Annotated in this window: 19 protein-coding genes; 8 read left to right on the forward strand and 11 right to left on the reverse strand. The window is 71.2% G+C overall.

Annotated elements, in window-relative coordinates:
* Window positions 1–98: 98 nt before the first annotated feature.
* The 3 genes from ACQUQD_RS05175 to ACQUQD_RS05185 all read right to left on the reverse strand — a co-directional run bounded on the left by ACQUQD_RS05175 (window position 99) and on the right by ACQUQD_RS05185 (window position 7,628).
* Window positions 99–2,444 carry a GH92 family glycosyl hydrolase gene (locus ACQUQD_RS05175; protein ID WP_428950734.1) on the reverse strand — a complete coding sequence of 782 codons (2,346 nt, stop codon included), beginning with the start codon at window positions 2,442–2,444 and terminating at the stop codon, window positions 99–101.
* 62 nt (window positions 2,445–2,506) lie between these two features.
* Window positions 2,507–4,912 carry an RICIN domain-containing protein gene (locus ACQUQD_RS05180; RefSeq protein WP_428950735.1) on the reverse strand — a complete coding sequence of 802 codons (2,406 nt, stop codon included), beginning with the start codon at window positions 4,910–4,912 and terminating at the stop codon, window positions 2,507–2,509.
* A 103-nt stretch (window positions 4,913–5,015) separates the two neighbouring features.
* The gene (locus ACQUQD_RS05185) at window positions 5,016–7,628 is read right to left on the reverse strand and encodes a PA14 domain-containing protein (RefSeq protein WP_428950736.1); all 2,613 of its coding nucleotides are present in this window, start codon (window positions 7,626–7,628) and stop codon (window positions 5,016–5,018) included.
* 195 nt (window positions 7,629–7,823) lie between these two features.
* Between ACQUQD_RS05185 and ACQUQD_RS05190 the strand changes: the two genes are divergently transcribed.
* The 5 genes from ACQUQD_RS05190 (at window position 7,824) to ACQUQD_RS05210 (ending at window position 13,624) form a co-directional block, all read left to right on the forward strand.
* Window positions 7,824–8,837, forward strand: a complete 1,014-nt coding sequence (locus ACQUQD_RS05190) for a LacI family DNA-binding transcriptional regulator (protein WP_428957457.1) — start codon at window positions 7,824–7,826, stop codon at window positions 8,835–8,837.
* 172 nt (window positions 8,838–9,009) lie between these two features.
* Entirely contained in the window at window positions 9,010–10,110 is a 1,101-nt protein-coding gene (locus tag ACQUQD_RS05195) for an ABC transporter substrate-binding protein (protein WP_428950737.1), read from the forward strand.
* 1 nt (window position 10,111) lies between these two features.
* Complete coding sequence (locus ACQUQD_RS05200; protein WP_428950738.1) at window positions 10,112–11,650, forward strand: sugar ABC transporter ATP-binding protein; 1,539 nt, start codon at window positions 10,112–10,114, stop codon at window positions 11,648–11,650.
* Window positions 11,643–12,605, forward strand: a complete 963-nt coding sequence (locus ACQUQD_RS05205; protein ID WP_428950739.1) for an ABC transporter permease — start codon at window positions 11,643–11,645, stop codon at window positions 12,603–12,605. The genes ACQUQD_RS05200 and ACQUQD_RS05205 overlap by 8 nt, the downstream gene beginning before the upstream one ends.
* Before the next feature lie 2 nt (window positions 12,606–12,607).
* Window positions 12,608–13,624 (forward strand): ABC transporter permease, encoded by a 1,017-nt coding sequence (locus ACQUQD_RS05210; RefSeq protein ID WP_428950740.1) that lies wholly within the window; start codon window positions 12,608–12,610, stop codon window positions 13,622–13,624.
* Here ACQUQD_RS05210 and ACQUQD_RS05215 read toward each other — a convergent pair.
* On the reverse strand, window positions 13,554–15,014 hold the full coding sequence (locus ACQUQD_RS05215; protein WP_428950741.1) for an MFS transporter: 1,461 nt from the start codon (window positions 15,012–15,014) through the stop codon (window positions 13,554–13,556). The two genes, ACQUQD_RS05210 and ACQUQD_RS05215, sit on opposite strands and share 71 nt — an antisense overlap.
* Window positions 15,011–16,213 carry a M20 metallopeptidase family protein gene (locus ACQUQD_RS05220; protein WP_428950742.1) on the reverse strand — a complete coding sequence of 401 codons (1,203 nt, stop codon included), beginning with the start codon at window positions 16,211–16,213 and terminating at the stop codon, window positions 15,011–15,013. Before ACQUQD_RS05220 ends, ACQUQD_RS05215 begins: the two co-directional genes overlap by 4 nt.
* 111 nt (window positions 16,214–16,324) lie before the next feature.
* Between ACQUQD_RS05220 and ACQUQD_RS05225 the strand changes: the two genes are divergently transcribed.
* Window positions 16,325–17,365, forward strand: coding sequence for an Lrp/AsnC family transcriptional regulator (locus tag ACQUQD_RS05225; RefSeq protein ID WP_428950743.1), 1,041 nt, complete (start codon window positions 16,325–16,327; stop codon window positions 17,363–17,365).
* A gap of 64 nt (window positions 17,366–17,429) precedes the next feature.
* On the opposite strand, the gene glgC is transcribed toward ACQUQD_RS05225, so the two are convergent.
* Both glgC and glgA read right to left on the reverse strand, forming a co-directional pair.
* Entirely contained in the window at window positions 17,430–18,647 is a 1,218-nt protein-coding gene (gene glgC, locus ACQUQD_RS05230) for a glucose-1-phosphate adenylyltransferase (RefSeq protein ID WP_428950744.1), read from the reverse strand.
* A 26-nt stretch (window positions 18,648–18,673) separates the two neighbouring features.
* Window positions 18,674–19,831 carry a glycogen synthase gene (gene glgA / locus ACQUQD_RS05235; RefSeq protein ID WP_428957458.1) on the reverse strand — a complete coding sequence of 386 codons (1,158 nt, stop codon included), beginning with the start codon at window positions 19,829–19,831 and terminating at the stop codon, window positions 18,674–18,676.
* A gap of 285 nt (window positions 19,832–20,116) precedes the next feature.
* Here glgA and ACQUQD_RS05240 point away from each other — a divergent pair, with 285 nt between their 5' ends.
* On the forward strand, window positions 20,117–21,076 hold the full coding sequence (locus ACQUQD_RS05240) for a DMT family transporter (RefSeq protein WP_428950745.1): 960 nt from the start codon (window positions 20,117–20,119) through the stop codon (window positions 21,074–21,076).
* Here the strand turns inward: ACQUQD_RS05240 and ACQUQD_RS05245 are convergent.
* Window positions 21,066–22,238, reverse strand: coding sequence for a transglycosylase family protein (locus ACQUQD_RS05245; protein WP_428950746.1), 1,173 nt, complete (start codon window positions 22,236–22,238; stop codon window positions 21,066–21,068). The two genes, ACQUQD_RS05240 and ACQUQD_RS05245, sit on opposite strands and share 11 nt — an antisense overlap.
* A gap of 100 nt (window positions 22,239–22,338) precedes the next feature.
* Complete coding sequence (locus tag ACQUQD_RS05250) at window positions 22,339–23,310, reverse strand: acetylxylan esterase (RefSeq protein WP_428950747.1); 972 nt, start codon at window positions 23,308–23,310, stop codon at window positions 22,339–22,341.
* Between the two features lie 121 nt (window positions 23,311–23,431).
* Here ACQUQD_RS05250 and gndA point away from each other — a divergent pair, with 121 nt between their 5' ends.
* Window positions 23,432–24,871, forward strand: coding sequence for an NADP-dependent phosphogluconate dehydrogenase (gndA, locus tag ACQUQD_RS05255; RefSeq protein WP_428950748.1), 1,440 nt, complete (start codon window positions 23,432–23,434; stop codon window positions 24,869–24,871).
* A gap of 316 nt (window positions 24,872–25,187) precedes the next feature.
* Here the strand turns inward: gndA and ACQUQD_RS05260 are convergent, their stop codons facing one another.
* Together ACQUQD_RS05260 and ACQUQD_RS05265 are read right to left on the reverse strand one after the other, a co-directional pair.
* The gene (locus tag ACQUQD_RS05260) at window positions 25,188–25,631 is read right to left on the reverse strand and encodes a nitroreductase family deazaflavin-dependent oxidoreductase (RefSeq protein WP_428950749.1); all 444 of its coding nucleotides are present in this window, start codon (window positions 25,629–25,631) and stop codon (window positions 25,188–25,190) included.
* A 43-nt stretch (window positions 25,632–25,674) separates the two neighbouring features.
* The gene (locus tag ACQUQD_RS05265; RefSeq protein ID WP_428950750.1) at window positions 25,675–26,325 is read right to left on the reverse strand and encodes an aspartate/glutamate racemase family protein; all 651 of its coding nucleotides are present in this window, start codon (window positions 26,323–26,325) and stop codon (window positions 25,675–25,677) included.
* Between the last annotated feature and the right edge of the window lie 3 nt (window positions 26,326–26,328).

Raw genomic sequence — 26,328 nt, forward strand, 5'->3', positions numbered from 1 at the left:
GCTCAGTTAACAACTGATTAAGACCCGCCCCTCAGGGAGGGGCGGGTCTCATGTGACACGGGAGCACTGTTCAGTGCGTCACGTGACCGTCCGGCACGTCACCGCAGAGCGGGCGGCGCCGCGTCGGCGCCGGTCCCCCACCGCGAGGGCTCGCTGCCCACCGTGAACGACAGGTCCCGCAGCCCGCGCAGGTCCTCGGTGGTGAGATACGTCTTGCCGTAGTCGGCGCCGTTCGCGCGGGCCGACTGGATGTACCGGTCGGCGTCCGACGTCCCCTGCGCCCGTACGGTCAGCTTCCCCGTCGGGTAGTACCGGCGGTCGAGCGTGAGGTCGACCCGCTCGAAGACGGGCGTCGACAGGCCCCACGTGTCGGTGCCGGGCTGCACCGGGAAGATGCCGATGGACGACAGGACGTTCCAGGCGGACATGGTGCCCAGGTCGTCGTTGCCGGTCATGCCGGTCGGCGCGTCGGTGAACAGGGTCAGCGCGGCGTGCACCACGTCGGTGGTCTTCCACGGCTGCCCGGTCGACAGGTACGTGTACGGCGCGATCAGGTCGGGCTCGTTCTGCGGGTTGTACTTGTCCGCGTTGTAGTAGTCGTACGGCCCGTTGACCCACACCTCGCGGGCGGTCTTCGCCGGGTCGGCGACCAGCTGGTCGTACGCGAAGAACGAGTCGAGGCGCTTGTTGGCCGCGTCCGTGCCGCCGATCAGGCCGACCATGCCGGGCAGGTCCTGCGGCACGAGCCACTGGTACTGCCAGGACGTGCCCTCGTGGAACCCTTCGCTCTGCGCGGGGTCGGCCGGCCCGGTGAAGGCGCCCGACGCGTCACGCGCACGGAAGAAGCCGGTCGAACCGTCGTAGATCTTGCGGTAGTTCTGCGCCCGCTCGGTGTACCGCTTCGCGTCGTCCTTGTGCCCGAGCTCCTTGGCCATCTGGCCGAGCATGGCGTCGGAGAGGGCGTACTCCAGCGTGGCCGAGGCCCCGTGGTCGTAGTCCGAGTCACCGGGCTTCACGTGCGCCCGGTCCTTGATGTACGGCGCGAAGCCGTCGGCGAGGTACTCCTTGTTGGCCTCGCGGCCCACCGGCGCGGAGTCGGCCGGCGGCACCCCGTCGGCGTTCTTCTTCAGCGCGCGGTACGCGTCCTCCTCGTGTCCCTTCAGCAGGCCCTGCTGGTAGGCGTTGGTGAGGAACGGGGTGACCGGGTCACCGGTCATGATGTTCGTCTCGACCGTGCCGTAGCCCCACTTGGGCAGCCAGCCGCTGTCCTTGTCGATCTGGATGACCGACAGCGCCATGTCCCGCGACTCGCGCGGGGCGAGCAGCGACAGGAGCTGCGCCTGGGTGCGGTAGGTGTCCCACAGGGACCAGTTCTGGTAGTACGTGTAGCCCTTGGCCCGGTGGGTCTTCTGGTCCCAGCCGGTGTAGCGGCCGTCGACGTCGCTGCCGATGTTCGGTGCGAGGAACGAGCGGTACAGCGACGAGTAGAAGGTGCGCCGGAGCGTCTCGCTGCCGCCCTGGGCGCGCACGTCGTCGAGGCGGTCCTCCCACGCGGCCTGCGCGGCGCGGTGCACCGAGTCGAAGGAACGGCCGCCCTCCGCACGGAGGTTGAGGGCCGCGCCCTTGGCGTCGACGTACGAGATCGCGGTGGTCGCCTCGACCGTGCGGTCCTTGCTGGTGTCGAAGCGGACGTAGGCGCCGTTGCGCTCGGCGTCGGCGTCCGAGGTCTTCGAGCCGGCGCTGACCTCGTCGCCCTTCCACGTGCCGGACGTGGTGAACGGCCGGTCGAACGTGGTGATCGTGTAGACCGTGTACGGCTTGGTGTCCTGGCAGAAACCGCTGCCCGTGATGGCGGTGCGCACGGTGTGGTCGTCGAGGATCTCGACCTTCGTGTGCAGGCTCTTGTGGAGCGACTGCCCGGCATTGATGAGGACGTTGGCCTTGTCGGTGGCCGGGAAGGTGTAGCGCTGCACACCGGTGCGCTTCGTGGCGCTGAGCTCGGCGCCGATGCCGGTCTTCAGGCCGACCTTGTAGTAGCCGGGCGACGCCGTCTCGTCGTCGTGGCTGAACTCGGCCGCGTACTTCGCGTAGTCGGTGCTGGTGATGTCGCCGGTGGTCGGCAGGACCGGCAGGTCGCCGCCCAAGCCGCAGCCCACACCGGAGAGATGGACGGTGGAGAAGCCGCGGATGTGGTTCTCGGAGTAGTCGTAGCCGGTGTTGTGGCCGGTGTCCGGCGAGAACTGCACCATGCCGAACGGGACGGCGGCACCGGGATAGGTGTTGCCCTCGTTCTCGGTGCCGATGAACGGATTGACCAGATCGGTCAGCCGGTCGGCGCTGCCGTGGGCGGCCTGTGCGGACGGCGCCGCGAGGCCCGTGCCGAACAGGGCGACGGCCGCGAGCACCCCCAGGGTGCGCGGTCGCAAGCGGGTGCGTCTTGTCATCGTGCGCCTTTCGACAACGTTGTCAGTAAGCGCGCTCATTCTTCGTGCGCGCCGATGGCCCGTCAAGACGTCAGACGCCACAGGTGGTCCTCCGTCCCGTTGTCGGCGAACTGCACCACTTGGGCACTGTTCGCCGTGGACATCCCGTCCACGCCGAGCACCTTGCCGCTGTGCTCGTTGCGCAGCAGGAACCAGCCGTCGCCCTGGTCGACGCGGGTCCACAGCAGGTCCGCGCGCCCGTTGTCCTCGTACTGGACGACCCGGGCACTGTCCGTGGTGGAACTACCCTCCACCACGAGGTACTTACCGCTCTGTCCGTTGCGGATGCGCAGCTTTCCACCGCCCGCGTCGATCAGCTGCCAGGCGTGGTCGCCGGTCCCCGAGTTGTCGAACTGCACGACCCGCGCGTCGTTGGCGGTGGACATGGAGTCGACGGCGAGGACCTTGCCGCTGTGCTTGTTCTGGATGCGCCGGTAGGGCGGTTCGGGTGTCCACGCGTGACCGTCGGGGCCGGCCGTGGGGAACGACGTGACGCGCAGCCGCGCCGCGCCCATGGGCACGAGCGTGACCGTCTCCACGCCCGCCCGGCTGCGCGCGGGACTGGGCTGAAGGGGCGCCACGACCTGCTCGTCGTCCGCGATCCACTCGGGGATGCGGCGGGCCCGCGCCGCGAGGGTGACGGGGGTGCCGTCGAGGGTGAAGGGGTTGGCGGGCAGGGGTCCCGCGGTCCGGCGCAGAGTCGGCGAACTTCCGGGCACCAGACCGTAGTTCCAGGCGGACGCGGCATGGACGTCGTACTCGGGGAAGGTGTCGTCACCCCCGGTCCGCACGTACTTCTCGGCGATCTTCAGGGAGTAGGTGAGCGGCCCGTGGTCGACGCTGACGCTGTCGTGATTGCCGCTCCAGGTGCGCAGGGTGGTGCGCTGGGGCAGGCGCAGGGTGACGCGGTCGCCGGTGCGCCAGGTGCGCCGGATCTCGGTGAACACGGGTCCTGAACCGGCCTGCACCGTCCGGCCGTTGACGGCCAGGCGGGGCTTGTCGCACCAACCGGGGATGCGCAGCCGCAGGGGGAAGTCGACCGGCCGCTCGGCGGTCACCGTGAGCGTGACCGTCTCGTCGAAGGGGTAGTCCGTCTCCTCCCGCACGGTCACGGGGACGGAGTCGGCGCCCACCTCGGCCCGCACCTCGCTGGCGGCGTACAGCGCGGCGGCGAGCCCGCCGTCCGGGGTGCCGAGCCACAGTTCCTCGGTGAAGTAGGGCCAGCCCATGCCGTAGTTGTGCGGGCAGCAGCGGTACTGGTCGACGCCCGGCTGGAAGGACTGCATGGCGAAGCCGTTCTGGAACTGCCCGTCCGTCTTGCGGGAGTTGTCGAGGTCCACGCTGTTGGCGCTGGTGATGTAGTGGATGCCCTTGCCCTGCGGGTCGAGCGCGGCGGGCAGCATGTTGAACGCGAGGTCCTCGCAGCGGTCGGCCCAGACCGGGTCGCCGGTGATGCGGGTGAGCAGCTCGTGGCTGGCCATGAACTCGACGATGCCGCAGGTCTCGAAGCCCTGGCGCGGGTCGCCGAAGCCGGGCCGGTAGTTCTCGTCGCCGGCGATGCCGCCGCCCGGGAACTGGCCGTATGCGCGCAGGACGTCGTCGTAGGTACGGTACGTCGCGCGCACCAGGTCGGCGGCGCCGCCGGACGCCCACTGCGCGTACTGGGCGGGCTCGCGGAAGCCCTGGGCGATGTTCACGTTGTGCGGGGTGGGCAGGTCGCCGGTCCAGTCCGCGCCGTAGCGGTGCATCTTGTCGACGAGGCTGGTCAGGAACGCGTCGCCGGTGCGGTCGTACAGCCAGCGCGCGGTGTCGATGCCGTCGCCCCAGCGCACGGAGACCCAGCTGGAGTCGAAGGCGCCCTTGCCCTGCGCCTCCATGTAGGTCAGGAAGCGGGTCAGGAAGGGGACGATGCGTACGTCGTGCGTGTACTCCTCGTACGTGCGCAGGGCCATGAGGAGCGGCAGGAACGGCCAGAAGTCGGGGCCGCCGTTGAGCGAGGTGCGCAGAGCCCGCGGGCCGAAGAAGCCGTCGGCCTCCTGGGTGGCGAGGACGGCGTCGATCCAGCGCTTGCAGGTGGCGAGGGCGTGCTCGTCCTTCGTGGCGATCGCCAGGGGCACGAATCCTCTGAGCCAGTACGGGAGTTCCTCCCAGCCGCCGAGTTCCGGGTGGACCCAGCCGCAGGTGTCCATGTCCAGGAAGTGGGACTTCTCCTCGTAGCGGCCGCACAGTCCGTCGAGCAGAAGCCGCAGCTGCCCGGCGAGCCAGCCGCGGGCGGTGATGCTGCCGACGGGCAGACGGGTGAAGGCGTCGGGGGTGACTGCGGCGGACTGCGCCGCCGACGCCGTGGCGGCGACCGTACCGCCGCCGAACGCGGTGGCCGCCGCGACGACGGCTCCGGACCGGAGCACGCCACGTCGGGTCACTGTCATCAACTCGCTCCTTCGCAGGGGTGGTTGGAGCATCAGCAGAAAGGTGGAGCGCCAGCAGAAAGGGGCGGGCCCGTCGCGGGGCCCGCCCCTCAGGACGTGTGGATCAGGAGCAGTTCGCCACGGTGGCCTGGGAGGCGTCGCGGATCAGCGCCTCCTGGGCCGCGTGCACGCGCTTCACGTCCGGCTTGACGACCCTGCGGTCGTAGGTGAGCAGACCGTTCAGCTCACCTTCCACGTCGGAGATCTGCGTGTAGACGGCGCCGTTGCCGCCCTGGCAGGCCAGCTTGTGCACCTCGTCGAGCTTGGTGAGGTAGTCGTCCGTGTACGTCGCCGGGTCGACGTCGACGTAGGACTGCTGGACCGACCAGGCGTGGCCGGGCACGGCGAGGCCGAGGCCGCCGTACTCGCCCGCGACCAGGGCTCTCTTCCCGTCGGGGTGCGGGGGCAGCGCCGGGCTCGGATAGCCGTGCTCGTCCATGATGTCGCCGGTGCCGCCGTCCTTGCCGAGGTTGAGGCCCGACATGCCGTTGATCAGGCGGGTCGGGTCCCAGGACTTCGCCTGGTCGGCGAGGCGTCCCTCGTCGTACTGGCCCCAGCCCTCGTTGAGGGTGACCCACATGATGACCGACGGGTGGTTGTAGTGCTGGTCGATCATGATCTTCATCTCGCGCTCGAACTCGGCGCGGGCGGCCGTGGACGGGTTCACCCCGGCCGTCATCGCCGGCATGTCCTGCCAGACGAGCAGGCCCAGCTTGTCGGCCCAGTAGAACCAGCGGTCGGGTTCGACCTTGATGTGCTTGCGGACGGAGTTGAAGCCCATCTGCTTGTGCATCTTCAGGTCGTACGCGAGCGCCTCGTCGCTGGGCGCGGTGTGCAGGCCGTCCGGCCAGAAGCCCTGGTCGAGGGTGGCCATCATGAAGGTGGGCTTGCCGTTGAGGACGGTGCGCGGTGTGCCGTTCACCTGTTCCACGGCGATGGAGCGCATCCCGAAGTAGCTGCCGACGCGGTCCTTGCCGACGCTCACCTTGAGGTCGTAGAGGAACGGGTCGTCCGGGGTCCACAGGTGCGGCTTGTCCAGCTTGAGGGTGAGCGGCTTGCCGGAGACGCCGCTGACGCTGCCGACCTTGCGCTTGCCGGCGTACGCCGTGGCCGTCACCGGCAGTCCGTCGCGAACTCCCGTGGTCTCGAGGGCCAGTTGGCTGTCCTTCACGTTCGGCGTCAGCTTCAGGTCCGCGACGTGGTCCGTGGCGACCGGCTCCATCCAGACCGTCTGCCAGATGCCGGACGACGGGGTGTACCAGATGCCGCTGGGGTCGAGGCGCTGCTTGCCGAGCGGCGGGTTCTCGCCGTTCTCGGCGTCGGTCGGGTCGTAGACGCCGACGATCAGCTCCTGGGTGCGGCCGGGCTTCAGCGCGTCGGTGATGTCGGCGCTGAACTTGTCGTAGCCGCCCTTGTGGTCCGCGACCTTCTTGCCGTTGACGTAGACCTCGGACTTCCAGTCGACGGCGCCGAAGTTCAGCTGGAGGCGCTTGCCGCTGCCGACCTTCCAGTCCGCCGGGACCGTGAAGGTGCGCCGGTACCACATGCGGTCCTCGTGGCGCTCGATCCCGGAGAGCTGGGACTCGACCGGGTAGGGCACGAGGATCTTCTCGCCGAGCTTCTTGCCGGTCGGGACGGGATCGCCGTCCTTGGCGGCGGCGAATTCCCAGCTGCCGTTCAGGTTCTGCCAGTCGGAGCGGGTGAGCTGCGGCCGCGGGTACTCGCGGTGCGCGTTGGCGGGGGTGACGTCGTCGCCCCACTTGGTGCTCAGCTGGTAGGTGGAGTGGTTCGGGCCGCTGGACCAGAAGGCCCCGACGGCCGTCCCGTCACCGCCGGTCAGACCGCCCTTGCCGTCGTACGTCACGTCGGCGAGGCCGGGTGCGTCGCCGTCCTTGTTCCCGACGACCGGCTCCTTGAGGCCCACCAGGAGCGCCCGCGGGTCCTTCGGGTCGGACTTGATGCTCTTCAGCGGCCACTTGGCGCCGCCGATGACCGCCGAGAGGTGGTCGTTCACGTCGCCGGGCACGGAGCCGAGCTTCTGCGCGAAGTCGAGCTTCAGGGTGCGGCCGTCGCCGAGGACGGTGGTGCCGATCGCCCCGTCGTACGCCCAGTCGTCGGGCAGCCGGAACGCCGAGGAGGGGATGGCCTCCTTCTGCTCGCCCGGCTCGGTCCAGCGCAGATGCAGATTGGACCCGCCGAAGTGCTCGAAGTACTCGACCTTGATGTCGACCGCCTGGCCGGCGGTCAGCTGGACCGGCTGGGACGTCTGCTCCTTGTCCCAGTCGTCGACCCAGTGGTCGATCACCGGCTCGCCGCCGACCCAGAGCCGGAAGCCGTTGTCACCGGTGATGGAAAACGTTGTCAGGCCGGTCTTCTCCGGCACCAGTTTGCCGGTCCAGCGGACGTTCGCGTCGTCGGCGCTGCCGGTCGCCGACTGCAGCCGGGACTCCAGGCTGCCGAAGTCGATCTGGGGGTCGAATCCGGTCGCCTTCAACTCGTCGAAGTCGAAGGCTCCCGGGGCGGATTGGGTGTAGTACTCGCCCTTGAGCCCATGCGGCACGACCGGTTCGTCCGCGGCCGTGGCGTGCGGCGCCACGGTGAGTGCGGTGAGACCGAGTGCCGCGGTGAGCAGCAGGGCCAGCTGGCGGCCATGTCGTCTGAGGGTTCTGGTGCGCACGGATCCTCCTGTGCTGGAACGCGTCCGGTGGAACACGTCGAGGAAGGGTGGCGGCTCGTCGCTCTAGTCGGTACAACTCGTCTGTACAACGTTGGAAGGAACGGCAGTTGGCATGACAGCACGCATTCCGGCGCGCTGTCCAGGGGCATGACAAGCGCACCCGGCGAGCGGGTGCGCGGAGCCGAAGGAGATTCCGTGCGGGTGAGCCTCAAGGATGTCGCGGAGCGCGCGGGCGTCTCGATCAAGACCGTCTCGAATGTCGTGAACAACTACCAGCACGTCACTCCGGCGATGCGTGCCCGGGTCCAGGAGGCCATCGACGAGCTGGGCTACCGGCCCAACTTGACCGCCCGCCACCTGCGCAAAGGGCGTACGGGGATCATCGCGCTCGCCGTCCCGGAGCTCGGCAACCCGTACTTCGCGGAGCTCGCGGGCGCCGTGATCGACGCCGCCGCCGAGCACGACGTGACGGTGCTGCTGGATCACACCCGCGGCGATCGCGAGCAGGAGGTCCTGGTCAGTCAGGGCTTCCGCGCCCGGGTGATCGACGGGCTGATCCTGAGCCCGCTGGAGCTGGAGGCGGAGGATCTGCGCGGCCGGGACGACGACGTGCCGCTGGTGCTGCTCGGCGAGCGCGAGTACGACCTGCCCTACGACCACATCGCCATCGACAACGTCGCCGCGGCCCGCACCGCCGTGCGCCATCTCCTCGGCCGGGGCCGCACCCGGATCGCCTACCTGGGCGAACGCACCGACTCGGCGAATCAGCCAGCGCATCTGCGACTGGCGGGCTGGCGCGCGGAGTTGACCGCCGCGGGGCTGCCCGCGCCGGACACCCAGGTCGGGGCGACCGGCGGCTGGGACCGGGGCGACGGCGCCGAGGCGATGGCGCGGATGCTGGACTCGGGGGTGCGCCCCGACGCCGTGTTCGCCTATAACGACCTGGTCGCGATCGGTGCGATGCGGGTGCTGCACGAGCGGGGCCTGCGGGTCCCGTGGGACGTGGCGGTGGTCGGCTTCGACGATCTCGCGGAGGGGCGTTTCGGAGCGGTCACGCTGACCACGATCTCGCCGGACAAACAGGCGATCGCCCAGCTCGCGGTGCAGTCACTGCTCAGCCGGCTCGAGCACCCCGAGGAGCGCTCCGGACGTGAACTGACCGCGGAATACCGGCTGATCGAGCGTGAGAGCACGCTCGGCCGCCGCTGATCCGCGGCGGCGGCCCGGAGCGGGCGCGCGAGCACGAGTCGCTGCGCGAGGCCTTTACAGCCTTCTTCCAACGATGTAAAAACCTCCCCTGTACCGCCGTTCCGACTGGTCGAACACATCCACCCCGTCAGCGCGTTCACGCGCCGGGCCGTGCCGTTTTGGGGACCACCACATGACGCAGACCGCACGACTTCGCCGTACTTCCTCCCGGGCCCTGCTCGCCGCCGGCCTCATCGCCAGCCTCGCGCTCGCCACCGGATGCGCCAAGTCCGAGGACGACAACTCCAGCTCGGACAAGGGGAGTTCCAGCGCCAAGGACGAGAACGCCGGGCAGGAGGTGGCCTCCCCCGGTACCGGCGACACCTGTGACGTCTCCACGTACGGGGGCAAGAAGCTCGACCTGAAGGGCGCCACCGTCGGGTTCTCGCAGTCCGAGAAGGAGGCCAACCCGTTCCGCATCGCGGAGACGGCCTCCATCAAGGCCGAGGCGCAGAAGCGCGGCATCAAGCTGCTCACCGCCAACGCCCAGTCGCAGTTCTCCAAGCAGATCAGCGACGTCCAGGACCTCATCGCCAAGGGCGCGGACCTGCTGGTCATCGCGCCGCTCAACTCCGACGGCTGGGAGCCGGTGCTGCGGGCCGCGGGCGCCAAGCACATCCCGATCGTCACCGTCGACCGCAAGATCAACGCGACGGCCTGCAAGGACTACGTGTCGTTCATCGGCTCGGACTTCGTCGAGCAGGGCAAGCGCGCCGCCGACCAGATGATCGAGGCGACCGGCGGCAAGGGCACGATCGCGATCCTGCTCGGCGCGGCGGGCAACAACGTGACCACCGAGCGCACCAAGGGCTTCGAGGACCAGATCAAGGCGAAGGCGCCCGACCTGAAGGTCGTCTTCAAGCAGACCGGTGAGTTCGCCCGCGAGAAGGGCCAGCAGGTCACCGAGCAGCTCATCCAGTCCAAGCCCGACATCACCGGTATCTACGCCGAGAACGACGAGATGGGCCTCGGCGCCGTCAACGCGCTGAAGAGCGCGGGCAAGAAGGCCGGCGCCGTCAAGATCGTCACGGTCGACGGCACCCGCAACGCGGTGCAGGGCATCGTCGACGGCTGGATCTCCGGCGTCATCGAGTCCAACCCGCGCTTCGGGCCGCTCGCCTTCCAGACCCTGGACTCCTTCACCAAGGGCGACAAGGTCGGCCAGGACATCGTCATCAAGGACAGCGCGTACACCAAGGACAACGCCAAGACGGATCTGAACAAGGCGTTCTGACATGCTGTCAGCAAAGAATCTCAGCAAGACGTTCCCCGGCGTGCGCGCTCTCGACGGTGTCGACTTCACCGCGCGCGCCGGGGAGGTGCACGCCCTCATCGGGGAGAACGGGGCGGGCAAGTCGACGCTCATCAAGGTTCTCACCGGTGTGTACCAGCCCGACCCGGCCGCGGACGCCGAGGGCGGCACGCTCTCGTACGACGGCCGCGAGGTCGCCTTCGGCACGCCGCTGGAGGCACAGCACGCGGGGATCTCCACCATCTACCAGGAGGTCAACCTCGTCCCCCTGATGAGCGTGGCCCGCAATCTGTTCCTGGGCCGCGAACCGCGCGGGAAGCTGGGTCTGATCGACTTCCGGCGCATGCACCGGGAGGCGGACGCGGCCCTGCGCGATCTGGGCGTGCGCGTGGACGTGCAGCGCCCGCTGCGCGAACTCGGCGTCGGCGCCCAGCAGATGGTGGCGCTGGCCCGCGCGGTCTCGGTCGACGCGAAGGTCGTCATCATGGACGAGCCGACGTCGTCGCTGGAGCCGCGGGAGGTGCGCACGCTCTTCGGGGTGATCCGTATGCTGCGCGAGCGCGGCATCGCCGTCGTCTACGTCAGCCACCGCCTCGACGAGCTGTACGAGGTGTGCGACGCGGTCACCGTGCTGCGTGACGGCAAGGTGGTGCACACCGGCGAGCTGGCCGACCTGGACCGGCTGCGCCTGGTGTCGCTGATGCTGGGCCGCGACATCGGCGACGTGCGGGACGAGGGCCTCACCAAGTTCTCCGGTGAGCACGACACGGCAGCCGAACCCGTTCTGCGAGCACAGGGCCTGACGGCTCGTCACCAGTTGCACGACGTCTCGCTCGACGTACGTCCCGGCGAGGTCGTCGGTCTCGGCGGGCTCCTCGGGTCGGGGCGCAGCGAGACCGCGAAGGCGATCGCCGGCGCACTGCCCACGGACAGCGGCCGGGTCATGGTGGCCGGCGTCCCGGTGCGTACGGGATCCACCCCCGCCGCGATCCGGGCCGGCATCAGCCTGCTGCCGGAGGACCGCAAGGCGGAGGGGATCGTGCCGGGCCTGTCGGTGCGGGAGAACATCGCGCTCGCGGCGCTTCCGGGGCTGTCCCGCTTCGGTCTCGTCGACGAGGCGCGCATCGACCGCATCGTCGACACGTTCGTGCAGCGGCTGCGCATCAAGTCCGCCGGACCGCACCAGAAGGTCGGGGAACTGTCCGGCGGGAACCAGCAGAAGGTTCTGCTCGCGCGCTGGCTGGCGATGAACCCGAAGGTGCTGCTGCTGGACGAGCCGACGCGCGGTATCGACGTCGGCGCGAAGGCCGAAGTGCAGAAGCTGATCGACGAGTTGGCGGACGACGGCCTCGGCGTCCTGCTGATCTCCTCCGACATGGAGGAGCTGATCGAGGGCTCGGACCGGGTCGTCGTCCTCAAGGACGGCGCCGTGGTCGCGGAGCTCACCGGTGACGCGGTCACGGAGGACCGACTGATGCGTGCCATCGCCGCAACTCCCGCTGGGGGGAAGTCCGTTGACTGACCTGTCACTGGGCAGGGCCGGCCTCGACCGGGACCGGCTGCTGCGCCTGCTCCAGGACTACGGCGTCTATGCGGGCGTCGCCGTCCTGCTGCTGGCGAACATCGCCTTCACCCCGCACTTCCTGTCCGCGGAGAACTTCCGCACCCAGGCCGTGCAGGTGGCGCCCGTCCTCATCGTGGCCCTCGGCATGGCCCTGGCCATCGGCACCGAGGGCGTCGACCTCTCGGTCGGCTCGGTGATGGCGCTCGCCACCTCCCTGATCTCCCTCTATCTCGGCTACGGGGCGTGGATCGCGCTGGTCGCGGCGCTCTTCGGCGGGATCCTGATCGGTGTCGCGAACGGTGCCCTCATCGCGTTCATCGGGGTCCAGCCGATCGTCGCCACGCTGGCGCTGATGGTCGCGGGCCGCGGGCTCGCGCTCGTCCTGCTGCCCCAGCTCAAGGACGTCCGCGACCCGGGTCTGCGGGCGCTCGGCACCGGTGACGTGCTCGGCATCCCGTACCTGGTGCTCATCGCGGCGGCCCTCGCGCTGCTCGTCGCCTTCGTGGTGCGGCGCACCACGTTCGGCCGCCAGCTCCTGGCGATCGGCGACAGTCGCCCGGCGGCGCAGCTCGCCGGACTGCCGGTGCGCCGGGTCCTGATCCTCGTCTATGTGATCTCGGGGGCGCTGGCCGCGACGGCGGGCGTGCTGGCCACCGCCCGGCTCACCGCGAGCGACCCGACCTCGCTCGGCAATCTGATGGAACTCTCCGCGATCACCGCGGTCGTGGTCGGCGGCACCCCGCTCACCGGTGGCCGGGTGCGCATCGGCGGCACCGTCGCGGGCGCCGTCCTCATCCAGCTGCTGACGGCCACGCTCATCAAGCACGACCTGCCGCCGTCGTGGACGCAGATCGCCCAGGCCGTGGTGATCGTGCTCGCCGTCTACGCGGCCAGGGAACGGGGGAAGCGATGACGATGACTGACGTCGAAGCGGTACAGCCGGCCGGGGCCGCGCAGGAGGAACCCCTCGGCGCGACACGCGCCGAGCGGCTGAGCGCGCTCGCCCAGCAGCACGGCGCGCTGGTCACGCTGGTGATCGCGGTGATCGCCGCGTCCCTCTCCTTCGACACGTTCCTGACCGGCGACAACCTGGAGAACATGGCGCTGTCGTCCGCGTTCCTCGCGGTCGTGGCGCTCGGGATGACGTTCGTGATCGTGACGGGCGGCATCGACCTGTCGGTCGGTTCGCTGTTCGCGCTCGGCGGGGTGCTCGCGGCCTGGGGGTCGCAGTACGGGACGGTGGTGGCGCTGTTGCTGCCGCTGGCCGTGTGCGGTCTGATCGGGCTGGTCAACGGGCTGCTGATCGCGCGCTCGCGGCTCGCCCCCTTCATCGTGACGCTGGCGGCGATGCTCGGCGCGCGCGGCATCCTGCTCGCGATCACCGACGAGGGCTCGAAGACGTATCTCGTCGACAAGTCCACGTTCTTCGCCTCGCTAGGCCAGGACAAGCTGTTCGGCATCGGCATCCCGGTCTGGATCACGCTGGCGCTGTTCGTGCTCGGCGCGGTGGTGCTGCGGCGCACCCGCTTCGGGCAGTACGTGTACGCGGTCGGCGGCAACGAGGACGCGGCGGCCCTGATGGGCGCGCCGGTGGCCCGCACGAAGATCGGTGTCTACACGCTGTCCGGTCTGTGCGCGGGCCTGGCCGGTGCGCTGAACGCGGCCTGGCTGGTGTCGGGCGTGACGATCCTCGGCTCCGGCATGGAACTGGAGGCGATCTCGGCGGTCGTCATCGGCGGCACGCTGCTGACGGGTGGCTTCGGGTTCATCAGCGGTTCGCTGGTGGGCGTGCTCCTCCTCAAGGTCATCCAGAACGTGATCAACCAGATCGGTTCGCTGGACTCCGCGTACCAGCAGGTGGTCAGCGGGGCGTTCCTGGCGGTCGTGGTGATCGCGCAGACGTGGCTGGGACGGCGGCGCCGGGTGCTGTGAGGCCCGGCTCCCCGCGGTGGGCGAGGAGCTGGAGTCCGACGGCGAGGACGCAGGCGAGTCCTCCCCCGGCCCAGATCGTCAGGTAGGCGGTCAGGGTCGGGGTGTCCGTCGTGCCGACCACCAGGGAGCCGAGCGCGACGGCGAAGGCGGCGCCGCCGACGCTGCCGCCGAGTGTCTTGAGGTTGTTGTAGACGGCGGTGGCGCTGGCCGTGCGGTCGGCGGCGCTGCCCTCCACGATGACGGTCGGCAGTCCGCCGAGCGCGAGGCCGCAGCCGAGGCCGACCAGGGCGTTGGCGGCGGCGAACGGGGCCAGGCCCGAGTGCAGCGCGATCACCGCGGCGTATCCGACGGCGAGCGCCGTGAAGGCTCCCAGGAGCAGCCGGCGGTAGCCGATGCGGGTGGCCAGGGCGGCGCACAGGGCGGACCCGGCGAAAGCCGTGATGTTCGGGATGACGCCGTAGAGGCTGATCTGCCATGCGGCGAGGCCGAACCCGTACCCCTCCTCCCCCGGGGAGGCCGCCATGAAGCTGACCGCGACGGTCTGGCCGCCCAGCATCACGGCGCCGAGCACGAATCCGGACGCGTAGTACGGCGCGCTTCTCCTGCGGGCCAGGGCGCGGACGTCCACCAGGGCGTCCGGGCGGGCGAGTTGGAGCCTGGCCCAGACGGTCAGCAGGAGCCCGGCGAGCAGCAGTCCGCCGAGCGTGGGCGCCGAGGTCCAGCCCCGGGCGGGGCCACGCGACACCGTGCCGAGCAGGGTGACGAGGGCGAGGGCCAGCAGGGCCGCGCCCGGCCAGTCCATCCGGCCGCTGGCGCGGGTGCGGGACTCGGGGATCGCGGTGAACGACAGGGCGACGCAGCCGACGGCGAGCGCGGCGAGCGCGAAGAGGGCCGGGCGCAGTTCCCCGAGGAGGGCGAGCAGCGGTCCGGCGAGCGCGTGTCCGAGCACGGTGCCCAGGGTCAGGGCGCCGACCAGCAGTCCCACGGCCCGGCGTCCGCCGTCGATGTCGAGCCGGTCCCGGACGAGCCCGATCTCCAGCGGGAGCAGTGCGGCGAGGGGGCCCATCAGGGCGCGGCCCAGGAGCAGCACCGCGAGGTTCGGGGCGCAGGCGACGAGGAGCGTGCCGAGCGCGATCGCCCCGAGCGCGGCGCGGATCATGCGCCGGTGTCCGTACAGATCGCCGAGGCGGCCGAGGGCGGGCACGCTGATCGCGGCGGCCAGGTACTGAGCGGTGGTGAACCACTGTGCCTGGCCGGTGCTGATGCCCTGCCAGTCCTGGACCTCGGGGACCAGGGGCACGGCTGCGCCCTGGAGGAAGCCGCTGACCAGCTCGAAGGCGATCAGCAGCCCGACGACGGCCCGGACCTTCGGCGCGGCGGGTCCGCTCATGCGGCGGCTCCCCGCGCCAGGCGCCGCTCGGCGAGGGCGGTGAGCAGGGCGGCCTGGCGGTGCAGCACCGCGTCGTCGAAGACGGCCTGCGGGGAGTGGTTCATCGGCGCGTTCGCGAGGTCGGCGCCGTCGGGCGCGGCGCCGACGAGCAGCATCGCGCCGGGCACGCGCTGGAGGACGAACGCGAAGTCCTCGGAGCCGTTGGCCGGGTTCGGTGCCTCCCAGACGGCGCCGGGCTCGAACAGGTCGCGGGCGGTGTCGAGGGCGAAGGCGGTCTCGGCGGCCTCGTTGACGGTGACCGGGTACATCACGTCGTACGTCACCTCCGCGTCGACGCCGTGCGCCGCGGCGATGCCGCGCACCAGGCGGGGCAGCCCCTCGATGAGCCGCTCGTGCGCGGCCTCGGAGTAACTGCGCACGGTGGCCCGGAACTCGGCGGTCTCCGGGATGACGTTCTGCTGGGTGCCCGCGTGGAACTGGCCGACGGTGACGACGGCCGGGTCGAAGATGTCGAAGCGGCGGGTCACCCAGGTCTGGATGGCGGTGACGATCTCGCAGGCGACGGGGACGGGGTCCTTGGCACTGTGCGGGGTGGAGCCGTGGCCGCCCTGGCCGCGGACGGTGACGGTGAGCACGTCGGAGGCGGAGGTGACGGTCCCGGGCCGGGAGGCGATCCAGCCGCCGGGCAACTGGTTCGCGGCGACGTGCAGGGCGTACGCGGCGTCGAGCGGCTTGCCCGCGGCGTCGAGGACGCCCTCGTCGATCATGGCGCCCGCGCCGTTGTGGCCCTCCTCGCCGGGCTGGAACATGAACACGACGTCGCCGTGGAGGTCCGCACGGCGCTCGGCGAGCAGGGTGGCCGCGCCGACGAGCCCGGCCGTGTGCAGGTCGTGGCCGCAGGCGTGCATCGCACCCGGCACCTCGGAGGCGTAGGACACTCCGCTCTTCTCGGTGACGGGCAGCGCGTCCATGTCGGCGCGCAGGAGGACCGCGCCGCCGGGCCGGCCGCCGCGCAGGACCGCCGTGACGGAGCTGAGGTCCTTGCCGAGGGACACCTCCAGGGGCAGACCGTCGAGGGCGGTGAGGATCTTCTCCTGGGTGCGGGGCAGGTCGAGGCCGAGCTCGGGTGCACGGTGCAGGGCGCGGCGCAGCTCGACGAGTCCGGGCTGGAGTTCCGCGGCGCGTTCGGTGATCGACATGCGGGAGATGCCTCCTGGTACGGTCCGGCGGGACGACGGGAATGGCGTTCAGGGTGCGGCCCTGCCGCATGAACGGGTCGTGAATCGCAGGGAAAACGCAGGAGTGGTGCGGTGGCGCAGGAATTCGGCGGCGTGCTCGACGGCCTGGATCAGGCGCTCGTGCACGCCCTGCAGATCGCGCCGCGGGCCGGGTGGGCCCGGATCGGCGCGGCGATCGGGGTGGATCCGGTGACGGTGGCCCGCCGCTGGAGCCGGCTGACGGAGGCGGGGGCCGCCTGGGTCAGCTGCCATCCGGCGCCGGTCGTCGCCGAGTCCGGCCAGGGGTGTCTGGCGTTCGTCGAGGTCGACTGCGCGAACGGGCGGCTGTCCGAGGTCGCCCGGGCGCTCGTGGCGGAATCGCACGTCGTGGCCGTCGAGCACGTCAGTGGCGGACGCGACCTGCTGCTGACCGTGTTCGCGCCGCGCCTGTCGGCGCTCACCCACTGGGTGACGCACCGGCTCGGCTCGCTGGCGGGCATCGTCGCCACCCGCACCCATCTGGCGAGCACCGTCTACACGGAGGGCAGCCGGTGGCGGCTGCGCGCGCTCGACTCCGCGCAGCTCGCCCGGCTCACCGGGACGGCCCCGGCCCGCGCGGACGCCCCGGTCTTCGAACTGACCGATCTCGACCACGCGTTGCTGGCCGAACTGTCCGTGGACGGCCGGGCGGGTCACCGCGCCCTGGCCGAGCGGTGCGGGGCGGGTCCGGACACGGTGCGCCGCCGGGTGAACCGGCTGTTCGCCGCGGGCATGGCGCAGACCCGCTGCGAGGTGGCCAGGCCGCTGTCCGAGTGGCCGGTGTCGCTGATCCTGTGGGGCCGGGCGGCGCCGGGCGATCTGCGGGCGGTCGCCGAGCAGGTCACGGGGGCGCGGGAGGTGCGGCTGTGCGCGGGGGTGATCGGCCGCCACAACCTCAAGGTGATCGCCTGGGTCCGCTCGCTCGACGACGCACAGCGGTTCGAGGTGCGGCTCGCCGAGCGGGTGCCCGCTCTGACCGTGGTCGACCGGGCGGTGGCCCTGTGGCCGATGAAGCTGAACGGCCATCTGCTGGACGAGCGCGGCTACCGCCTCGGCGCGGTGCCGATCGACGTCAGGGGTGTCGGCCCGGCCTGAGCGGGTTCCGCGCGGCGCCGTCGCGCCGGCACCCGAAGGGCCGGGCCGGGGTGGTGCGCGCGGCTCAGCGCACCGCCTGCCCCTTGCCCAGGGCGATCACGCCGCCCTTCGACACGGTGTAGAGCTCCGCGTCCCGGACCGGGTTGACGCCGATCGTCGCGCCGGCCGGGACCTCCACGTTCTTGTCGAGGACGGCGCCGCGCACCACCGCTCCCCTGCCGATCCGCACGTTGTCGTGCAGCACCGAGCCCTGGACGACCGCGCCGTCGGCGATCGTGACGCCCGGCGAGAGGACGGAACCGGTGACCTGCCCGCGGATGACGCAGCCCGGGCTGACGATCGACTCGCTCGCGATGCCGGCCGCGCAGAACTTGGCGGGCGGCAGCTGGCCGGAGTGCGTGTAGATCGGCCAGCGCCGGTTGTCCAGATTGAACATCGGTTCGTCCGAGATGAGGTCCATGTGGGCCTCGTAGTACGAGTCGAGGGTGCCGACGTCGCGCCAGTAGCCGTGGTCGCGCTCGGTCTCGCCGGGGACGTGGTTGCTGTCGAAGTCGTAGACCTGGGCGACTCCGCGCTCCGTGAGCATCGGCAGGATCGAACCCCCCATGTCGTGCACCGAGTTGTCGTCCTCGGCATCCTGCAGCAACGCGTCGACGAGGGTCTTCGTCGTGAAGAGGTAGTTGCCCATCGAGGCGAAGACCTCGTTCGGGCTCCCGGGCAGCGGCGGCGGGTCCGACGGCTTCTCCAGGAACGCGTCGATGCGCGTGCCGTCGCGGGCCGGCGTGATGACGCCGAAGGACGGAGCCTGGGAGCGCGGCACCCGGATGCCCGCGACGGTGACGCCCGCGCCGGACTCGATGTGCTGCGCGAGCATCTGCCGCGGGTCCATCCGGTACACGTGGTCGGCGCCGAACACCGCGATGAAGTCCGGCTGTTCGTCGTGGACGAGGTTGAGGGACTGCAGGATCGCGTCGGCGCTGCCCGAGTACCAGCGGGGCCCGAGGCGCTGCTGCGCCGGGACGGGCGTGACGTAGTTGCCGAGCAGGCTCGACATCCGCCATGTCGTGGTGACGTGCCGGTCCAGGGAGTGCGACTTGTACTGCGTGAGCACGCAGATGCGCAGGATGTCACCGTTCACCAGGTTCGACAGGGCGAAGTCGACGAGGCGGTAGGTACCGCCGAACGTCACCGCGGGCTTCGCCCGGTCCGCGGTCAGCGGCATCAGCCGCTTTCCCTCTCCTCCCGCCAGTACGATCCCGAGCACCGAAGGCCCACCGCGCATGCCAGCCCCCTTCACGTCACAGCGCCTCAGGCGCCGTTGAGGATCTCCCTGTACAAGTCGACCGTGCGCCGGGCGACCGCGTCCCAGCCGAACTCCGCCGCGGCCCGCTCCCGTCCGGCCTCGCCCATCCGGCGCGCCGCGCCGGGGTCGCCGACCACCTCGTTCAGCGCGTGCGCGAGGCCGGCCTCGAAGGCCGCCGGGTCCGCCTCCGCGTACGGGACCAGCAGGCCGCTCTCGCCGTGCGCCACCACCTCGGGGATGCCGCCGACCCGGGACGCGACGACCGCGGTCCCGCAGGCCATCGCCTCCAGGTTCACGATGCCGAGCGGCTCGTACACGCTGGGGCAGACGAACACCGTCGCGTGCGTGAGGAGTTGGACGACCTCGGCGCGCGGCAGCATGGACGGGATCCAGCACACCCCGTCGCGGGTCTCCTTCAACTCCGCCACCAGTTCGCGGAATTCACGCCCGATCTCCGGGGTGTCCGGCGCCCCGGCGCAGAGCACCAGCTGCACGCCCTTGGCGAGGTCGCGGGCGGCACGCAGCAGGTGGGGCACGCCCTTCTGCCGCGTGATGCGTCCGACGAAGATCACGTACGGGCGCTCCGGGTCGATCCCGAAGCGGCGCAGCACGTCCGTGCCGGGGTCGGCGCGGTACAGGGACACGTCGATGCCGTTGTGCACGACGCGCACGCGCTTGGGCTCCAGCGCCGGGTAGCAGGCGAGGATGTCGTCCCGCATCGCCCGGGACACCGCGATCACGCCGTCCGCCGCCTCGATCGCCGTGCGTTCCGCCCAGGCCGACAGAGCGTAACCGCCACCGAGCTGCTCGGCCTTCCAGGGGCGCAGCGGCTCCAGGGAGTGTGCGGTCATCACGTGCGGAACGCCGAGGTGGAGGGCGGCGAGGTGGCCCGCGAGGTTCGTGTACCAGGTGTGGGAGTGGACGAGGTCGCGGCCTTCGAGGGCGGCGGCCATGGACAGGTCCACGGAGAGGGTGCGCAGCGCGTCGTTCGCCCCGTCGAGCGCCGGCCAGGCGCGGTGCCGGCGGACGCCTTCGCCCGCGCCCTCGCCCCAGGTGTGCACGTCGAGGTCGACGAGCGGACGTAACTCCCTTGCCAGGAACTCGACATGGACTCCAGCGCCGCCGTAGACATCCGGCGGATACTCCCGGGTCAGCAGTCCCACTCGCACGCACGGCCCCCGTCGTCGGTCGTCCCACTCGATCAGGTCGGTTGTGCTCGCCTCGCGTCTCATGGTCACCCATGGAGGCCCGGCGCGGAAGAGTGCGAACGGTGTGAGGCCCTCCGCGGTCCCGGTGCACCCGCCCTGGGGATGACTCACGAGGCGGCGTACTCCATCGGCAGTAGGACCCAATGACTGCTCAGGTCGGACGACAAGAACGCTCGGGAGAGAGATCGTGGAGGGTATGAGAACCGATCGAGCGCCGCGCCGCACCGCAGGGGGCACCAGATGAGTGCCCTGGCGCTGTCCGTGCTGCTCTCCCTCGTCTCGGCGGTCGCCTACGCGGGCGGGGCGATCGTGCAGGAGCGGGTCGCCGAGACGACGCCGGACTCGGCGTACGCCCCGCTGCGCAGGCCCGCGTGGTGGGGTGCCGGGTGTCTGAACGGCCTGGGCGCACTGCTGCACGTCGTGGCCCTCGCCTACGGCCCGCTGAGCCTGGTGCAGCCGCTGGGCGCCCTGACGATCGTGCTGGCGCTGCCGATGGCGGCGCTGCTGGTGCGCCGCCGGGCCGGGGCCACCGCCTGGCGCGGGGCGATCATGGCGACGGTCGGGCTCGCGGGCCTGCTGGCGCTGACCGGCACGGCCTCCGAGGACTCGCTGACCGGGGCGGAGCGCCTGCTGGTCGGTCTGATCACAGCAGGTGGCGTGCTGGTGCTGATGATGTCGGCCCGCGCCGCGCACCGGCACCCGGTGGTGCGCGCGGTGCTCCTCGCGATCGCGGCGGGCAGCGCGTTCGGCATGGCGTCGGTGTTCACGAAGTCGGTGGCCGTCGACTGGTCGGGCCGGCCCCTGGAGCAGCTCACCACCCTGCTGGCGATCGCGGCCCTGGCCACCACGGGCATGCTGCTGTCGCAGGCCTCCTACCGGGGCGCCGGCCTCGCTGCGCCGCTGGCCACCGCGACGGTCGTGAACCCGGTGGTGGCGGCCGCCGTCGGCCTCACCCTGTTCGGCGAGACGTTCCGGCACGGCACGATCGGCACGGTCCTGGCGCTGGGCTGCGGTGTCGTGGCCGCGGGCGGCCTGATCCTGCTGACGACCGAGCGCATCGGCCGGGACCGCGCCGCCCACGTGGTCGCCGGTCACCCGACGCCGCAGGTCCCGGACAGTCCGGCCGGTCTCGAGGCCATGCCGCCGCGGCAGCCGAAGCCGCCGTCCGACGAGCCGGCGGTCGGGAACGTCAGATCCTGACGCCGTGGGCCCGCAGATACGCGAGCGGGTCGATGTCGCTGCCGAAGCCGGGCCCCGTCCGCACCTCGAAGTGCAGATGCGGGCCCGTGCTGTTGCCGGTGGACCCGGAGCGGGCGATCCGCTGGCCCTCCACCACCCGCTGCCCGCTCTTCACGGAGAGTGCCGACAGGTGTCCGTACTGGCTGTACTTGCCGTCGGCGTGCCGGATCACCACTTCGTAGCCGTACGATCCGCCCCAGCCGGCCGAGACGACCTGACCGGCGGCGATCGCCTTGATGGAGGTGCCGGTGGCCACCGCGAAGTCCACGCCCGTGTGGTAGCCCTTCGACCAGGAGGAGCCGGCCGCGTGGTACGGGGTGCCGAGGGGCGCGTCGACGGGCGCGACGGCACCGCGCGAGGCGGCCCTGGTCGTCGCGGTCTTCTTGGCCTCGGTCTTCTTCGGTGCTGTCTTCCTGGGCTGTGATTTCTGGGGCTGCCGCGTCGTGGTCTTCCTGGATCCGGCCGTCTTCGTGGCGTCCGCCGTCTTCGTAGCCCCGCTCGTCCTCGTCGACGCTCCGGGCATCGAGAGCCGCTGGCCGGGAATGATCAGGTCCGGGTCGGCGCCGATGGTCTTGCGGTTGGCCGAATACAGCCGCTCCCAGCCCCCGGGCACCTTGCGCGCGTCCGCGATGCCGGAGAGCGTGTCGCCGCCGATCACCGTGTACGACTCGCCGCGGCCGGCGGTCGACTGCGGGGTCACCTCGGGCCTGACGTCCTTGACCGTGCGGACCGGGGGGCGCTCGGGCGTACGGCCGAGCCCGGCCCGCTGCGAGCACACCGGCCAGGCGCCCGGCCCCTGCCCCTTCAGGACCTTCTCCGCGACCGCGACCTGCTGGTCCTTGGTGGCCAGGTCGGCGCGCGGCGCGTAGGCCGTGCCGCCGTACGCGGCCCAGGTGGAGCGGGTGAACTGCAGACCGCCGTAGTAGCCGTTGCCGGTGTTGACGCTCCAGTTCCCGGAGGACTCGCACGCGGCGACCTTGTTCCAGGTGTGCACGTCGGCGGCCTGCGCCGTGCCCGCGCCGATGAGCGGGATCGCCATGCCCGCGCCACCGACGGTGACCGTCAGCGACGCCCGGTTGACCCGGCTCGGCTGGTACCGGCGGTGCCGGCCGCGTAACGCCATGGAAGCCCCCTCTGAAACCTGTACAGGCACACGTAGGAGCGGCAAATTAGCCGCTCCCACGCAGTGATGACAAGAGTGCCGAGGGTCACCCTGACTGCTTTCAGTCCCTCAAGTGGCCGGGAATCCACCGTAGTTGGACGGCCTGCTGGAAGGGTCCGCCGCCCTCGTGGTCGTTGAAGGCGTACACCTCCATGGAGCGCTCGGCGCCCGCCCAGTGGTTGTGCGCCGCGAACACCGTCGAGGGCGGGCAGGTCAGGTCCTCCAGGGCCACGGAGAACAGGCCGGGCGCGGTGGCACGGGCCGCGAAGTTCATGCCGTCGAAGTACGAGAGCGTACGGAAGACGCGCTCGTCCTCGCCGATGTGCGCCTTGAGGTAGATCGCGATCTCGCGGTACGGGTGACGCTCGGTGAGCGTGGTCGCGCGGCCGAAGTGGCACAGGAACGGGACGTCCGGCGCGGCCGCCTTCAGGTCCGGTACGAGACCGGCCACGGCGATCGTGATGCCGCCGCCCTGGCTCCCGCCGGTCACGGCGACGCGGGAGGCGTCGACGAGCGGGTGCGAGCGGGCCGCCTCCACGGCGCGCACACCGTCCGTGTAGACGCGCCGGTAGTAGTAGTCGTGCGGGTCCTGGATACCGCGCGTCATGAAGCCGGAGACCGCCGGCCCGCTGCCGACGGGGTCCGGGGTGTCACCGACGGTGCCGCCACTGCCCTGGCCGCGGGTGTCCATCACGAAGTGCGCGAACCCGGCGGCGGCCCACCTGAGGTGGGTGTGCGGCAGGCCCCGGCCGCCGCTGTAGCCGATGTACTCGACCACGGCCGGTATCGGCTCCGTGGTGCCCGCGGGGAGGATCAGCCAGCCCTTCACAGGATGCCCGCCGAAGCCCGCGTACGTAACGTCGAATACGTCGACCGCGGTGAGCGGGACGTCGACCGGCTCGAAACGCGCGTCGAGGTCGTGCTCCCTGGCCTCGGCCAGGGTCTTCTCCCAGAAGACGTCGAAGTCGTCGGGTGCCGTCAACACGGGCTTGTAGGAACGCAGTTCGTCGAGCGGCAGGTCGAAATGAGGCACGCACGGCTCCAGCATCGTAGAGAGTTCGAGAGGGGTTCCACGTGGGGGAAGGCCCACGCTACGCCTCGGCACGCGCCAACTGAACAAGATCTTCCAACTTCCCAATCCAGGAGCGACAGGCATGAGCAGTACAGCTCAGATCGGTGTCACCGGGCTCGCCGTCATGGGGCGCAACCTCGCCCGCAACTTCGCGCGGAACGGCTACACGGTCGCCCTCCACAACCGCACGGCGTCGCGCACGCACGCGCTGGTGGAGGAGTTCGGCGAGGAGGGCATCTTCGTGCCGACCGAGACCGCCGAGGAGTTCGTGGCCGCCCTCGAACGGCCGCGACGGCTCGTGATCATGGTGAAGGCGGGCGATCCGACGGACGCGGTGATCAAGGAGTTCGCGCCGCTCCTGGAGCCCGGCGACATGATCGTCGACGGCGGCAACGCGCACTTCGCCGACACCCGTCGCCGTGAGAAGGAGCTGCGCGAGCAGGGCATCCACTTCGTCGGCACCGGTGTCTCCGGCGGCGAGGAGGGCGCCCTGCACGGACCGAGCATCATGCCCGGCGGCAGCGTGGAGTCGTACGAGTCGCTCGGCCCGATGCTGGAGAAGATCTCCGCGAAGGCGAAGGACGGCGCCCCGTGCGTGACGCACGTGGGCCCCGACGGCGCCGGGCACTTCGTGAAGATGGTGCACAACGGCATCGAGTACGCCGACATGCAACTCATCGGCGAGGCCTATCAGTTGCTGCGCGATGTCGCCGGGTACTCCCCCGCGCAGATCGCGGACATCTTCCGTAAGTGGAACACGGGCCGCCTCGACTCCTACCTGATCGAGATCACGGCGGAGGTGCTGTCCCACGTGGACGAGGCCACCGGAAAGCCGTTCGTCGACGTGGTGCAGGACCAGGCGGAGCAGAAGGGCACCGGCCGCTGGACGGTGCAGATCGCGCTCGACCTGGGCGTGCCGGTGTCCGGCATCGCGGAGGCGGTGTTCGCCCGCTCGCTGTCCGGGCACGCGGAACTGCGCGACGCCTCCCAGGGGTTGGCGGGCCCGACGGCGAAGCCGCTGAGCGAGGCGGAGGCCGCGGCCTTCGCGGACCGGGTCGAGCAGGCGCTGTACGCGTCGAAGATCGTGTCGTACACGCAGGGCTTCCACGAGATCGCCGCGGGTAGCGAGACCTACGACTGGGACATCGACTCCGGCGCGGTGGCCCGCATCTGGCGCGGCGGCTGCATCATCCGGGCCGCCTTCCTGGACCGGATCACCGCCGCGTACGAGGCCGAGCCCGGCCTGGTCTCGCTCCTGTCCGACAAGGGCTTCGCCGACGAGATCGCGGCGGCCCAGGACGACTGGCGTGCCGTCCTGGTCGCCGCGACCACCCAGGGCGTGCCCACACCGGGCTTCGCCGCCGCGCTCGCGTACTACGACGCGCTGCGGGCCGCGCGTCTGCCGGCCGCGCTCACGCAGGGCCAGCGGGACTTCTTCGGCGCGCACACCTACCGCAGGGTCGACCGCGAGGGCTCGTTCCACACGCTGTGGGGCGGGGACCGCTCGGAGGTCGACGCCTAGGCGTCACACGGGTGACGGCTCGGGCTCCGGCGGCGTCGGGTCCGGGTCCGGCGTCGGGCCCGGCGGCACCGGGGACGGCGGAGGCGCCGGCACGGGGCCGGGCCCGGGCCCCGGTGCCGGGAACGGGTCGGGCTGCGGCGTCGGGTTCGGGTCCGGGACATCGGGTCCGGGGCCCGGCACCGGGGTGGGGCTCGGTGGGACGGGGTCGGGGAACGGGTGGGTCATGGTCGTGCCTCCAGAGGTTCGGAGGGGTCCTTTCCACCTTCTCCCCAGTCGCGTGCCCACGCCCGCCGGGTCCACTCCTGCGGCCCGGACGTCACCCGTCCGTGCGGGTCAGGCGCACCACCGGGATGTCCCGGCTGGTCTTCTTCTGGTAATCGGCGTACTGCGGGAACAGCTCGACCAGGGAGTCCCAGACCCGGGCCTTCTCCTCGGACGGGAGCGTCTCGGCCCGGGCGGCGAACCGCTCGGTGCCGACCCGCAGCCGGACCTCCGGATTGGCCTGAATGTTGAGCAGCCACAGCGGGTGGTCGTCGGCGCCGCCCTTGGAGGCCACGATCAGGTAGTCGTCGCCGTCCCGGCCGTAGATCAGGACGGTGCGCCGCCACTGACCTGAACGGCGGCCCTGGTAGTCGAGCAGCAGACAGGGGACGCCCTGGATGGTGGTGCCCTTGGTGCCGCCGGACTCCTCGTACGTACGGGCCTGGTCCGCGACCCAACCGGTGGGGCTGATGACGACGTCCGTGTCGCGCTCCGCCATGGTGACTCCTCCTCGCTCGGTCCTGCTCGGCAACTCCCCCAAGCTAAGCCGTTCCGGGGGCCGCGCATTCCGAGGCGCCGGCTTCCAGACCGGTACGCGGACTCGAAAGGACCGGCAGCGTCGTGCGGGCCCGGTTCGCGGCGTCGGCGAGGGAGGGCTGCGCGAGGACGATCGCTTCCGCGTCGGTGACGGCGTCGACGGCCGCCGCGACCAGGTCGAGATACCCCTCGCGGTCACCCGCCTCGAACCGTTCCCAGGCCCCCGGCACCAGCACCGCGCGCACCTCGACCGCGCGGCCGGCCCGCGCGGCCTCCTCCTCGACCAGGGCGGTGCTCGGGCCGAGGGTGCTGGACACGGTGGCGATGACGACGACGCGCTCCCCCGCGGCGACGGCGCGCGCCGCCATCGGGCGGTCCCCGCGCAGCACCGGCACGCCGACCGCGGCGGACTGCGCCTCCGCGACACCGCTGATGGTGGAGCAGGTGCACACCACGGCGTCGGCGCCGTCGGCCACCGCCGCCGACAGGAGCGCACGGATGTCGTCGGCCACGGCGTCGGGTCCCTCGGCCCGGGCCCGCGCCAGCAGGTCCTCGTGGACGAGGTGCCGCAGCGCGAGTCCGGGGTGGTGCGCGTCGCGCAGTCCGTCGTACGTGGGGACGTGCACCGGTGAGGTGTGCAGGAGTGCCAGCGTCATGAT

The sequence above is a fragment of the Streptomyces sp. cg35 genome (assembly GCF_050410835.1).
Lineage (GTDB): Bacteria > Actinomycetota > Actinomycetes > Streptomycetales > Streptomycetaceae > Streptomyces.

Excerpts from the sequence above, each read along its gene's own strand:
- ACQUQD_RS05175 (WP_428950734.1), bottom strand. The coding sequence starts at position 2,444 with ATGACAAGACGCACCCGCTTGCGACCGCGCACCCTGGGGGTGCTCGCG.
- ACQUQD_RS05180 (WP_428950735.1), bottom strand. The coding sequence starts at position 4,912 with ATGACAGTGACCCGACGTGGCGTGCTCCGGTCCGGAGCCGTCGTCGCG.
- ACQUQD_RS05195 (WP_428950737.1), top strand. The coding sequence starts at position 9,010 with ATGACGCAGACCGCACGACTTCGCCGTACTTCCTCCCGGGCCCTGCTC.
- ACQUQD_RS05200 (WP_428950738.1), top strand. The coding sequence starts at position 10,112 with ATGCTGTCAGCAAAGAATCTCAGCAAGACGTTCCCCGGCGTGCGCGCT.
- ACQUQD_RS05210 (WP_428950740.1), top strand. The coding sequence starts at position 12,608 with ATGACTGACGTCGAAGCGGTACAGCCGGCCGGGGCCGCGCAGGAGGAA.
- ACQUQD_RS05215 (WP_428950741.1), bottom strand. The coding sequence starts at position 15,014 with ATGAGCGGACCCGCCGCGCCGAAGGTCCGGGCCGTCGTCGGGCTGCTG.
- ACQUQD_RS05220 (WP_428950742.1), bottom strand. The coding sequence starts at position 16,213 with ATGTCGATCACCGAACGCGCCGCGGAACTCCAGCCCGGACTCGTCGAG.
- glgC (WP_428950744.1), bottom strand. The coding sequence starts at position 18,647 with ATGCGCGGTGGGCCTTCGGTGCTCGGGATCGTACTGGCGGGAGGAGAG.
- ACQUQD_RS05240 (WP_428950745.1), top strand. The coding sequence starts at position 20,117 with ATGAGTGCCCTGGCGCTGTCCGTGCTGCTCTCCCTCGTCTCGGCGGTC.
- ACQUQD_RS05245 (WP_428950746.1), bottom strand. The coding sequence starts at position 22,238 with ATGGCGTTACGCGGCCGGCACCGCCGGTACCAGCCGAGCCGGGTCAAC.
- gndA (WP_428950748.1), top strand. The coding sequence starts at position 23,432 with ATGAGCAGTACAGCTCAGATCGGTGTCACCGGGCTCGCCGTCATGGGG.
- ACQUQD_RS05260 (WP_428950749.1), bottom strand. The coding sequence starts at position 25,631 with ATGGCGGAGCGCGACACGGACGTCGTCATCAGCCCCACCGGTTGGGTC.
- ACQUQD_RS05265 (WP_428950750.1), bottom strand. The coding sequence starts at position 26,325 with ATGACGCTGGCACTCCTGCACACCTCACCGGTGCACGTCCCCACGTAC.